Genomic DNA, 11,234 nt, shown 5'->3' on the forward strand with positions numbered 1-11,234 from the left:
GCTTCAGGCGTCATTTTTCCGCCCGATCCATTTCCTCGGAACTTCCCACGGCGCAAGCAAAGCGCAGGCCCGCGTCTTGAATTCAGCATCAATCGCGGACTGCGGCAGGTCGAGTTCCGCCACGATGTCCTGGCAGCGCTCCGGATCGCGGCTGGTCGCGCCCCGGATCGTCAACGAAGGCAGATCCACGGCGCGGCGGATCTTGCTGGCGATCTCGCCCGGACTCAGCTTGCGGCCTGCCACATTGATGCCGTCGCCAACGCTGCGCTCGAAAAACAAACGACCGCCGCAGGGCTCGATTTGATCGCAGGTCGTGAAAAGGCCGTCGCCGTAGCGCTCATTCGGCAGCGTTTCGTCATAACCGAGTCCCACGGAGCTGCTCATCACCGTCAGCCGGCCATCGTCCTCTTTCCGCACTTGGACGCCGGGCAGAATCGAGCCGACATCGCGTGCGTCCGTTCGCAATACGGGCGACTCATCCCACGAAACCGTGCCGCATTCGCTCGTGCCGTACAGATTGTGGATCTTCAGGCCGTGTTTTTCGAAAGCGAGCCGCTCCAGGTCCAGCGTCAGCGGCGAACCGGCGGAAAGTGCGAGGCTGACATTGCCGAAACCGACCTCGCCCATGAGCCAGGCCTTCCACAAGGCCGGAACACCGGGCAGAAACACCCGTGCGTGCTGTTTCATCGCCTCCATCAGCGGCTGGGCGAAGGGCTGCGGCGCGAAGCAAGTGGCAACCCCGTGCAGCAGCGTCTGCAGCACGGTGATCGTCAGTCCGAACGAGTGCGCACACGAGATGGCCGCCACACCGACGCCACGTGCACCAAGGTCCAGCGCCTTATGCAGCCGGTCCACATCGGCGGCGATTTGGTCAAAGGTGAAGAACTGGCAGCGGCGCAAGCCAGTGCCTCCGACCGTCTGCTTGATCAAGGCCGTGCCCGGAGGCACCGGAACAGCCGGAACGCGGCGCTGGCGGTCCTTTTCGACCAACTGAACTGGAATGCCGTGGAGAAAGCCGGCCAGCAGCGCCCGCAGGATGTCAGGAACGTCCCCCTGGGCCAGAATCAGCCCGCCAGCCGGTTTGATCGCCCGTGCATCGGCATCGAGCTGCTGAAACGTCACCCCTTTGCCATCGGCCAGATGCAGCGCGGCCTGTGTGCCGCGCTCTGCCATGATGCGATCCCAACGTTCACCAAACATTTGCAGTCCTTGCGACGAAGCGTAATCCATCTGCCGCGCCGTGCCGTAGAATGAACACTTGCGTGGGCAGTTCAACCGCCGCGCGCGATGAATCTCACCTGTCCGCCGCCTCCCCTCCGTGCCCTCCCCACCTCGTCAGCGCATCGCCATCACTGGAGCAGGGATCGTCTCGCCGCTGGGTCTGGGGTGGGCGCATAATGAGCGCTCGCTGGCCGCGGACCGCACGGCCTTCCGCAAGGTCGATTTTTTCGACACCACCGGCCTCATCGCCAGCACCGCAGGCGTCGTCGATCTGCCGGACGAGCCCTTGTTTCAACGGACTCCGCCCCACAAGCAGCGGTACATCGACCGCGGCACACGCATGCTGCTGCTGGCGATCCGCGAGGCACTGGCACAGGCGGGACGCTCGAATCTTGATGGCATCGACGCGATGGTCATCGGCAGCTCCGCCGGTGCGATGCCGCTGGGCGAGTCCTACTTCGAGCAGGCACGGCAGGATTCAGGCCGCGTGCCGTCGCAGTTGTCACGTGCGGAGCATTATCAGCCGCAGCGGCAGATGAACAGCATCGCCGATGAGTTCGGCTGGCGTGGACCGGTGATCATCGTGTCAAACGCCTGCGCCTCCGGGGCCAACGCGATCGGCTGGGCGGCCGAAATGATCCGCTCCGGGCGCTGCAAACGCGTTCTGGCGGGCGGTTATGATGCGCTCGCGCGTCTGGTGTTCGCCGGGTTCGACAGCTTGCGTGCTCTCGCGCCCAGCGGCATCCCGCGGCCCTTCGATGCGAAGCGGGATGGTCTCGCGCTCGGTGAAGGCGCGGGCGTGATGCTGCTGGAAGCGGAAGAAGCGCGTCAAAGCGATGCTGTGGCCGATTTGACGGGCTATGCGACCGCCACCGATCTGCATCACCTCACGCAACCTGATCCCGAAGGCAAAGCCGCGATCCGCACGATGACCGGGGCCTGCGAACAAGCAGGTGTTTCGCCGGAGAAAATCGGCTACATCAACTCCCACGGCACTGGAACGCCCTTCAACGACGTCGCCGAAGCCACCGCCATCGCCGCCTGGGCAGGTGATGCAGTGAAGAACATCCCTGTCAGCTCCACGAAGTCCGCCATGGGCCATCTGCTCGGTGGTGCGGGTGCCGTGGAGGCGGTGATCTGCCTCATGGCCCTGCGCGGCCAATGGCTGCCCGCGAGCCTGAACATCCGCGAGATCGATCCTGCGGTGAAGTTTGACCTCGTGCAGCGATTCCGCCGCGCGTCATTGGAGCATGCGCTGACGAACTCCTTCGGCTTTGGCGGCACCAACGCCACGCTGGTGATGCAAAGGAGGTCCGCATGAACGTGGAAGGCATTCACATCCGGGGTGTTGGTGCCGTGAGCGCCGCTGGCTGGAGCGGGGCTGATTTGCTCCGCGTCGTGCGCGAAGGCATGCCGCTGCCCACCTCAAACTGCGTGCGTCCCGGCGATGAACGCCCCTGGCCCTGCGCCACACGGCTGGTACCGCCACCGCCGCCAGAGAAGGCCGCGCGTCATCCGCGTCTGCGCCGTGCCAGCGCCATCACGCGCTACTCCGTCGCGGCGGCTGTCGAAGCCATGACGGACGCAGGGCACGATCCGGCCGCGCCTCCGAAGGGTCTGGGCATCCTGTTCACGATGATGAACGGCTGCGTGAACTACACGGGCCGGTTTTACCAGGAGGTGCTGCAAAATCCCGCGCAGGCCAGCCCGCTGATCTTCCCGGAGACCGTCTTCAACGCGCCTGCGTCCCACATCGCCTCATTTCTCGGCGTGGATGGCGCGGTGAGCACGCTGGTGGGCAGTTCCAACACGATCATGGAGGCCTTCGACGCCGCCGCCTGCTGGCTGCGCACCGGTTTGGTGGACGAATGCCTCCTCATCGCCGCCGAGGAGTGCGACTGGCTCAGCGCCGAGGCTCTGACCTATTACCATCCGAAGCTGGTGGCCTCCGAAGGCGCCGCCGCGCTGCTGCTGTCCCTGAAAGGTGAAGGACCGCAGGTGAAAAACGTGATCGGGCCGCTGTGCTACACCACCTGGGACGAACGCACCGCTTTGCTGCCGGACCTGGTGCGGCAGACGACGGCCCGGATCGACAGTGCTTCCATTTTGATCGACGACCAGTGCGGCATCCCGCGAATCGACCGCCCGGAAGCCTGTGCGTGGTCCGAAACCGCGTTTCAAGCCGTCCGCAGCCCGAAAAAGATCCTCGGTGAAAGCATGGGCGCTGGATCAGCGCTGAATCTGGCGTTGGGCGTCCTGGAAACGCGCGACACACGCCGGCCGGCCGTCGTCTCCATGCCCGGCACGAACACCGCCGCCTACGCCTGTGTGATCACGCCCGCCTGACGGGAGTCACTTCGGCGCTCCGCCTGGAATCGCGGGCATCTTCATCTCGTTGTAGCCTTCCGGGATGGTGAACTCCTTCGCATCCACCTCCTGCTCCTTCGCGGAGACGAGCTGCGTGCTCACGCTCTTTCCCAGCATGGTCATCTCTGACTTCACCACCATGCCGCCGAAGTCCGAGGCCTGGGGCGACAGGCCGGCCAGGGCGTTTCCCATCGCCTTGCCGAGCTTGTCGTTCATCGCGTTGATCTCCTCATACTTGGCGAAATCCTTCGCCACCCAGAAGCGTCCTTTGCCGAGCTGGCCTTCCCACGTGTAAATCTCAGCCTCCCAGCCCGCGACCTTCTCCTTCTGCCCGGTCGCGACCGGTTTGGCCACCGGCTGGTCGGCGGCCACGGGCAGGTTCTTCGCCGCCATCTCGATGGCGGACTTCATCGTCGCGAGATCCATCTTCATGAGCATTTTCTGAGTATGCATGAGCATGACCATGCCTTCCGGACCGGCGATGACGCTCATCTGGCCGTCCACATCGACGCGTGCCTGCTCGCCTTTGATCCTGGTCACCGTCTTCTTTTCCTGGCCTTCGGTGGTGGTCTTTTGTTCGATGATCCAGTCGGCGTGAGCCACGGAGGCGGCGGACAGGAGGACAATGAGGGCGCGGGTGATCTTTTTCATGGGCAGAGGCTAGCGGAAGACGGACCCGGGCGTCAATCCGGAACGTCTCGCGGCTTGAATGCCGTTGAATCGCTCCCCATGATCCGCCAAGCCGCATGAGCCGACTCCTTGACTTCATCCGCCATCATCTCGCCGGTTCAGGCATGCTCGTGGCTCTGCTGCTGCTGTGCGCCTTCTTCAGCATCGTCACCTGGACGGAGCAGGCCCCGCAAGACGCCGCCGCAGCGCAGCAACTGGCCGCTCAGATCGCACCGGACGCGAAGGTGCTCATCGTCGTGCGTCCGCAGGCGGAGGACATCGCGTTTGCGAATGCCTTGAACGCCGCGCTGCCGGCGAAAGCCGAGATCGTCCAAGGCGAGCCGAAGGATGCACGCGACGCATTGGAACGTGCCGTGGCCGCAGGCGGGGTCGATGTCATCGCCTGCACCCCGGTCACGGCCTCCTGGCTCGTGTTTGCCGATCTGGCGGTGGATTTTCCGACGCTGAAGGACACGCGGATCATCCAGCCGGCCTCGCAGTCCTGGCCGGTCTTCCTGAAAGCCGGGAACCTGCTCAACATCGCCAACCAGATCGCCGTCATCGCCATTCTGGCCATCGGCATGACGATCGTGATCATCACCGGTGGCATCGATCTGAGTGTCGGCAGCCTCATTGCGCTCTCCGCCGTCGTCACCGCCATCCTGGTGCGTGATTTCTGCGGCGGCACGGCTGCGGGGGCGGCGGGAATGTTCACCGCAGGCCTGGGCGGCATCGCCTTGTGCGGCATGTGCGGCTTGATCTCAGGTGCCTTCATCACGCGGCTGCGCATGCCGCCGTTCATCGTCACGCTGGCGATGATGCTGGTGTGCAGCGGCCTCGCGTATCGCTTTGCCGACAACCAGTCCGTCTTTCAGGTGCCGGAGTCGTTCGTCTGGCTCGGTCGTGGGGCCGATTTGATCGGTCTGCCGAACGCAGTGGTGCTCATGATCCTGCTCTACGTGGTCGCTCATGTCGTGATGACACAGACGCAGTTCGGCCGCCATGTGTATGCCGTCGGTGGCAACACGGAGGCGGCGTTCATCTCCGGCGTGCCGGTCGGGCGTGTCATCTTGATCGCCTACGTCCTGTGCGGCCTGCTGGCTGGACTCGGCGGCGTGGTCACGGCATCGCTGCTCAAGAGCGGATCGCCCACCTACGGCCAGATGTATGAGCTGAAGGTCATCGCCGCCGTCGTAGTCGGCGGCACGAGCCTCAGCGGCGGCAAAGGCACCATGCCGGACACCTTGATCGGCGCTTTCATCATTGCCGTGATCGAAAACGGCATGAATCTGACCAACGTCGAAAGCAACTCGCAGAAGATCGTCCTCGGCCTGGTCATCCTGGCCGCCGTGCTGGTGGACCGGCTCCGCAAATAACCTCTCTCCCCATGTTCAACGCCTGGTTTCCTGAATCGAAAGATCATCTGCCGCTGACGTGGTGGAAGCAGCATCCTGTTTATCTCGCCGCCGTCATCGCGCTCGTTGGCGCGGCCAGCATGATCGTCACGGCCGTCCTTGGCTATCAGTTGATGGGGCACCTGGTTTTCAGCGTCCCGCTGGCCTTCGAGCAGTGGCACCTGTGGACGCCCGTCACCTACTTGCTCGTGAATCCTCCCAGCCTGTGGATTCTCCTCGGCTGTTACCTGCTGTGGAGCTTTGGCGAGGCGGTGGAGCGTCACCTGGGCCGCCGGGCCTTTGTCCGGCTGCTGCTCCTGCTGCTCGTGTCGTCCCCCTTGTTCGTGACGCTGTTTCACCTCCTGGGTGTGCGTGGAATGGCCTGCGCAGGCATCACGCAGCTCGAATTTGGCGTCTTCATCGCCTTCGCCACGCTTTATCCACGGGCAAAGATCAGCATCATCATCCTCACGCTCGACGCCTGGGTCATGGCGGCGATTTTTGTGGGCATGAACGCGCTGCAGTGCCTCGCCGCCCGTGACTGGGTCTCCCTCCTGCTCCTGGCGGCGAATGTGGGCACCGCCTACGCCTTCATCCGTTTTGAGAAAGGAGAGCTCAAACTGCCCTCCATGCCAAAAGCGGTCTCCAAGCCCGCCAAACCAGCGAAAAGCAAGGCTCCCACCGTCGATAACATCCTCGACAAGATCAGCCGCCACGGCATGCACAGCCTCACCAGCGAGGAACGCCGCATCCTGGATCAGGCGAGCGATCAGATGAAGCGCCGCTGAGAAAGTCTGCCATGCTCCCACGCATCATCGTCTGCCTGCCATTGGTGCTGTCCCTCGTTTCCTGCCAGCACTGGCCGAAACGGCCGCCCGCAGTCGCCTTTGCCCACCCACGCTGGCACATCGACGCGGAACGCTGCGCCGCCACGAAACCCGGCAAAGTGCGGCTGGACATCTCGCTGGCGTCTCACACCGCGCAACTGCTCGACGAACACTCGTGCGTGCTCGTGGAGATGGATGTGTCTCCCGGTTTGCCCAACCACGAGACGCCCGTCGGCGACTTCACCGTGAGAGAGAAACTGCCGGTCAAACGCTCCAACCTCTACGGCCAGTATGTGCGGCCCGAAACCGGCGAGGTGGTGGTGATGCGCACGTGGGAACATGAAGGTCCGAAGCCTGAAGGCACTCGATACCTTGGCATCGCGATGCCGTTCTGGCTGCGCCTGACCGATGACGGCGTGGGAGTGCATGTGGGCGGCTTTGAACGCGGCAAATGCACCAGCCACGGCTGCGTTCGCTGTCCTGAAGCGCCGCAGAAGCAGTGCTGGGAGCTTTGCAAAGTCGGCACGCTGGTGCGAGTCCACCGCGAGGCCCATGCCGCCCACTCGCTGCTGGAGTCGCAGGCCGTTCCTGCGAACTAACGCAGCACCACGCGGCACGGGGCGCCGTCCGCGCCTTCCAGTTTGATCGGCAGGCAGATGAGCTCGTAGTAACCGTCGCTGATTTCGGCCAGGTTCAGGCCTTCGATCACCCAGATGCCGGCCCCGAGCATGATCTGGTGCGTTTCGACGCCATCCTTGTTGAAGCCGCCGATGCTGAGGTAATCGACACCGACCGTCATGACTTCCTGCTCCACGAGGTATTGCGCGGCATCCTGGCGGATGGAGACAAAGTCCTTGTCGAACTCGTTCGTCGCCCAGCTTCGCGTCGAGTTGCGTGTTTTGAAGAGCACACGCTGGCGCGGAGCCAGCCGCAGCTTTTTGAGATCATCGGCGGTGATCTGGTCCTCGCAGTCGAGCTCAAACACCCGGCAGCGGCCGATGACCGCCTCGAACGGCATCTGCTCCATGGTGATGCCATCCGCGATGAAGTGCCGTGGCGCGTCCATGTGCGTGCCGGTGTGGGCGCTCATCGAGATGTGCGTCAGATTGCACACAGCGCCGTCTTCCATGCGGCTGACGCGCTTGATGTGGCATTCCGGATCGCCGGGCCAGTGCACCATGCCGTCGCGTAGCGGCACGGACACGTCTTTCCAAGTACGTTTCATGAGGCAGAGAAGGGGTATGTGAAGGGCGAACCAAGGCGCAAGAGCAGATGAAGGCAACCCGTTTGCTCAAACCATGAGCGCACCAGCCACCTCTCGTCGTCAATTCGTCAAAACGGCCGCCGCGACGGCCTTCGGATTTCAGATCGTGCCTCGGCACGTCCTTGGTGGTCCGGGATTCACGCCGCCGAGTGAAAAGGTGAACCTCGGCTGCATCGGCATCGGCGGACAAGGCGGCGGCGACATTCGCGACCTCGACTCGACCGGCCTCGCGAACATCGTGGCGCTTTGCGACGTGGATCTCGATCACGCCGCGGGCACGATCAAAAAGCATCCCGGGGCGAAGCTTTATCGCGACTACCGTGAATTGATCGAGAAGCAGAAGGACATCGACGCCGTGCTCGTCGCCACGCCGGATCACGTCCACGCGCCTGCCAGCATCATGGCCATGCGTGCCGGACGTCACGTTTATGTGGAAAAGCCGCTCGCCCACACCATCGCGGAAGCGCGTGCGATGCGTGATGTCGCCAAAGAAACCAACCGCGTCACGCAGATGGGCAATCAAGGCCATGCCAGCGAAGGCATCCGCCTCACCCGCGAGTGGATCCAGGCCGGTGCCATCGGCCAAGTGACCGAGGTCCACGTCTGGTCCGACCGTCCGGGCAAGTTTTGGGATTCCCAGGGCAAAGCCTATCCCACGGACACGCCCGCAGTGCCAAAGAACCTCGACTGGAACCTCTGGCTCGGCCCCGCGAAGGAGCGTCCGTATCATCCCGACTTCTGCCCGCGCAAATGGCGTGGCTGGTGGGACTTTGGCTGCGGTGCGCTGGGCGACATGGCCGTGCACAACGCCGATCCCGCTTTCTACGCGCTCGATCTCGACGCGCCCGACTGGGTCGAGGCCGAGAACGGGCCGAACAACAACCAGTCCTTTCCGATCTGGAGCATCATCACCTACCATTTCCCCGCCAAAGGCGACCGTCCGGCCGTGAAGATGGTCTGGTATGACGGCGGCAAGCTTCCGCCACGTCCCGAGGGACTCGAAGTCACCCGCAATCTCGGCGACAACGGCATCTACTTCGTCGGTGACAAAGGCTGCATCCTCGCCGGCGGCTGGAGCGGCACCCCGCGCATCGTGCCCGAGACCAAAATGCAGCAGTTCGTTTTGCCCGCGAAGACGATTCCCCGCTGCAAGAACGGTCACCGCCAGGAATTCCTCGAAGCCTGCAAAACCGGCAACCCGCAGGACGCGAAGAGCGGCTTCTGGTATTCCGCTCCATTCACCGAATCCTTGCTCGTCGGCCTGCTCGCCGTCCGCTTCGGCAAACGCGTCGAGTGGGACAGCAACACGCTCAAATCGCCCAACACGCCCGAAGCCGACGCGATCATCCACAAGGCCTATCGAGCTGGCTACGGCATTTGAGTGGCATACCACGCTGGTTTTTGAGCGTTGAGCGGCTCTGGCAGGCTGTTCTGCGGCCATTCTTGGCCTTCAGCGTGCTTCTCTTGAGAAGCCTGCAAAAAACCGCGAGCTCGCCGCGTGTCCTTGGCACCCCCAAACATGAAATCTTCCCGTCGTCACTTTCTCCGTGGCACCGGCGTGGCCCTCGGCCTGCCGTGGCTGGAGTCGTTCTGCGCTTTCGGAGCTGAATCGGTCAAAAACAACACCGCGCCGCGTCGTCTGGCCGTGTGCTTCACCGGCAATGGCGTGAACCCGCATCACTGGGGTGCCGAAACCACGCCTGGCGGCATGGTTTTCAAAAAATCGCTCAGCCCGCTCGAAGGGCTCAAGAAGCACGTGAACGTGTTTCAAGGACTGTGGAATCCCACGACCGTGGAAGGCGAAGGCGGCCACTATCCGAAGATGAACGTGCTGTGCGGCCTCAAGGTGAAAAAGACCACCACCGATGTCGAGGTCGGCACCACGATGGACCAGCTCATCGCCGCGCACACCGGCAAATTCACGCCCGTTCCCAGCGTCGTGCTCGGCACCGAGCGGCCCAGCTACAGCACCGACAGCGGCTTCACGTCGATTTACTCCGCCTACATCTCCTGGAGCACGCCCACCACGCCTGCGCCGAAGGAAATCTTCCCGCAGCAGGCCTTTGACCAGCTCTTTGACGACGGCAGCAAGCGCAAGCGCGACAAAAGCATCCTCGACCTCGTGCTCGAAGACGCCAGCAGCCTCAAACCGAAGCTCAGCAGCCGCGACAAACAAAAGCTCGACGAATACCTCACCTCCGTGCGCGAGATCGAGCAACGCGTCGAGCTCGCCGAGAAGATCAGCCAAGCCGAGACCAACGGCCAGGGCTGGCAGCCCAGTGTGAAAACCGTCACGCTCGGCCGACCCTCCGCCGGCATCCCCGCGAGCAGCGAGGACCACCTGCGCCTCATGTTCGACATCATGCTCCTCGCCTTCCAGATGGATCGCACACGCGTGGCCACCTTCATGATGAACAACGACCTCTCGAACATGCGCTTCCCCAGCCTCGACGGCATCAGCGGTGGCATCCACGAGCTGTCGCACCACGCCGGTGATGAGCACCGCCTCAGCATGTATCAGCGTGTGAACGAGCATCAGGTCAAACTCTGGGCCGAGTTCCTCGCCAAGATGCAGGCCACCAACGAAGGCGAGCGCACCCTGCTCGAAAACAGCATGATCCTGCTCACCAGCAGCCTCATGGACGGCAACGCGCACGATTCGCGGCAGCTCCCCGTCGTCCTCGCCGGCGGAGGCGGTGGCACCATCCAGGGCGGCCGCTTCCACGACCTCAGCAAAGACGAAAACCGCAAACTCTGCCGCCTCCACATCGCCCTCATGGACCGCATGGGCGTGAAAACCGCCCACTTCGGCGACGCCGAGAACGCGCTGGCGATTTGAGTTTCCTCTCAAGCATCATTCGCGTGAGGCATTTTTTGTTCGCAATCTTCGTCCTGACCTTGCTGTCTTCATGCAAGAGCTTGAAGTCTTTTCCACCTGATGATCATCACACCTCAAGCCGGTGGCTGGAGGTTGGTCGTGGGAGCTTTTCGAATACGTGGCGATGTGTGATTACTGACAAAGAATTCGTGGACGAGTCCTACGAACGTGCCAATCGCGGATGGCAACGTGGCACGCACCTGCTGAAATACCAAACCCGGCTCCAGTTGTCCTCGGAGAATGCTCACTGGTTTTGGCGGTATGTGGATCGTGCTGAGGTGCTAGACTGGACCGATGCCCAGATGCCAGCAGAGCACCATGAGCCTAGTTTGACTTACCGCCAAGGCTCCAAGAAAATCGAACTTCCCGTCTCAAAAGGATGTTCTGCCCGTGAGTCTAGTGGCTTTTACAAGCTAAGCGATCAGATCTATGAATTGAAGCAGCGAGCCCAAACTGCCGTTACCTCAAATGGTCCCCGAGCGGAGCGGTAACTTTGGTTCGATCCTTTTCGCCTACCATCAATTCCCTGTCGTTCTCGACAGGGATGGCGGCAGCTCCATCCAAGGCGGCCGCTTCCACGGGCTCAGCAAAGACGAAAACCGCAAACTCTGCCG

At 62.8% G+C, this 11,234-nt stretch carries 10 protein-coding genes; 7 read left to right on the forward strand and 3 right to left on the reverse strand.

From position 1 onward, the window contains the following. Positions 1-3: 3 nt before the first annotated feature. A complete protein-coding gene (locus tag IAE77_RS07420; protein ID WP_294224088.1) occupies positions 4-1,173 on the reverse strand; it encodes an AMP-binding protein in 1,170 nt (389 codons plus the stop codon). 145 nt (positions 1,174-1,318) lie between these two features. Here IAE77_RS07420 and IAE77_RS07425 point away from each other — a divergent pair, with 145 nt between their 5' ends. Together IAE77_RS07425 and IAE77_RS07430 are read left to right on the forward strand one after the other, a co-directional pair. Beyond that, positions 1,319-2,542, forward strand: coding sequence for a beta-ketoacyl-[acyl-carrier-protein] synthase family protein (locus IAE77_RS07425; protein WP_294224090.1), 1,224 nt, complete (start codon positions 1,319-1,321; stop codon positions 2,540-2,542). Beyond that, positions 2,539-3,567 carry a beta-ketoacyl synthase N-terminal-like domain-containing protein gene (locus IAE77_RS07430; RefSeq protein ID WP_294224092.1) on the forward strand — a complete coding sequence of 343 codons (1,029 nt, stop codon included), beginning with the start codon at positions 2,539-2,541 and terminating at the stop codon, positions 3,565-3,567. The genes IAE77_RS07425 and IAE77_RS07430 overlap by 4 nt, the downstream gene beginning before the upstream one ends. Positions 3,568-3,573: 6 nt before the next feature. Here IAE77_RS07430 and IAE77_RS07435 read toward each other — a convergent pair whose 3' ends face one another. Further along, entirely contained in the window at positions 3,574-4,239 is a 666-nt protein-coding gene (locus IAE77_RS07435) for a DUF4412 domain-containing protein (RefSeq protein ID WP_294224094.1), read from the reverse strand. Between the two features lie 95 nt (positions 4,240-4,334). Between IAE77_RS07435 and IAE77_RS07440 the strand changes: the two genes are divergently transcribed. Genes IAE77_RS07440 through IAE77_RS07450 form a run of 3 tightly spaced genes read left to right on the forward strand, consistent with a single transcriptional unit; the run spans position 4,335 to position 7,077 of the window. Continuing rightward, positions 4,335-5,633 (forward strand): ABC transporter permease, encoded by a 1,299-nt coding sequence (locus IAE77_RS07440; protein WP_294224095.1) that lies wholly within the window; start codon positions 4,335-4,337, stop codon positions 5,631-5,633. Positions 5,634-5,644: 11 nt separating this feature from the next. Continuing rightward, on the forward strand, positions 5,645-6,439 hold the full coding sequence (locus tag IAE77_RS07445) for a rhomboid family intramembrane serine protease (RefSeq protein WP_294224097.1): 795 nt from the start codon (positions 5,645-5,647) through the stop codon (positions 6,437-6,439). Positions 6,440-6,450: 11 nt separating this feature from the next. After that, positions 6,451-7,077: a L,D-transpeptidase gene (locus IAE77_RS07450; RefSeq protein WP_294224099.1), complete on the forward strand. Its 627-nt coding sequence runs from the start codon at positions 6,451-6,453 to the stop codon at positions 7,075-7,077. On the opposite strand, the gene IAE77_RS07455 is transcribed toward IAE77_RS07450, so the two are convergent. Further along, positions 7,074-7,703 (reverse strand): cyclase family protein, encoded by a 630-nt coding sequence (locus IAE77_RS07455; RefSeq protein ID WP_294224101.1) that lies wholly within the window; start codon positions 7,701-7,703, stop codon positions 7,074-7,076. The genes IAE77_RS07450 and IAE77_RS07455 overlap by 4 nt on opposite strands. Before the next feature lie 73 nt (positions 7,704-7,776). On the opposite strand from IAE77_RS07455, the gene IAE77_RS07460 reads away from it, so the two are divergent. Continuing rightward, positions 7,777-9,123: a Gfo/Idh/MocA family oxidoreductase gene (locus IAE77_RS07460; RefSeq protein WP_294224103.1), complete on the forward strand. Its 1,347-nt coding sequence runs from the start codon at positions 7,777-7,779 to the stop codon at positions 9,121-9,123. 138 nt (positions 9,124-9,261) lie between these two features. Then, positions 9,262-10,581, forward strand: coding sequence for a DUF1552 domain-containing protein (locus IAE77_RS07465; RefSeq protein ID WP_294224105.1), 1,320 nt, complete (start codon positions 9,262-9,264; stop codon positions 10,579-10,581). Positions 10,582-11,234 lie beyond the last annotated feature (653 nt).

It is taken from the genome of Prosthecobacter sp. (genome assembly GCF_014879935.1).
Taxonomy (GTDB): Bacteria; Verrucomicrobiota; Verrucomicrobiia; order Verrucomicrobiales; family Verrucomicrobiaceae; genus Prosthecobacter.

Excerpts from the sequence above, each read along its gene's own strand:
- IAE77_RS07420 (WP_294224088.1), bottom strand. The coding sequence starts at position 1,173 with ATGGCAGAGCGCGGCACACAGGCCGCGCTGCATCTGGCCGATGGCAAA.
- IAE77_RS07430 (WP_294224092.1), top strand. The coding sequence starts at position 2,539 with ATGAACGTGGAAGGCATTCACATCCGGGGTGTTGGTGCCGTGAGCGCC.
- IAE77_RS07435 (WP_294224094.1), bottom strand. The coding sequence starts at position 4,239 with ATGAAAAAGATCACCCGCGCCCTCATTGTCCTCCTGTCCGCCGCCTCC.
- IAE77_RS07440 (WP_294224095.1), top strand. The coding sequence starts at position 4,335 with ATGAGCCGACTCCTTGACTTCATCCGCCATCATCTCGCCGGTTCAGGC.
- IAE77_RS07445 (WP_294224097.1), top strand. The coding sequence starts at position 5,645 with ATGTTCAACGCCTGGTTTCCTGAATCGAAAGATCATCTGCCGCTGACG.
- IAE77_RS07450 (WP_294224099.1), top strand. The coding sequence starts at position 6,451 with ATGCTCCCACGCATCATCGTCTGCCTGCCATTGGTGCTGTCCCTCGTT.
- IAE77_RS07455 (WP_294224101.1), bottom strand. The coding sequence starts at position 7,703 with ATGAAACGTACTTGGAAAGACGTGTCCGTGCCGCTACGCGACGGCATG.
- IAE77_RS07460 (WP_294224103.1), top strand. The coding sequence starts at position 7,777 with ATGAGCGCACCAGCCACCTCTCGTCGTCAATTCGTCAAAACGGCCGCC.
- IAE77_RS07465 (WP_294224105.1), top strand. The coding sequence starts at position 9,262 with ATGAAATCTTCCCGTCGTCACTTTCTCCGTGGCACCGGCGTGGCCCTC.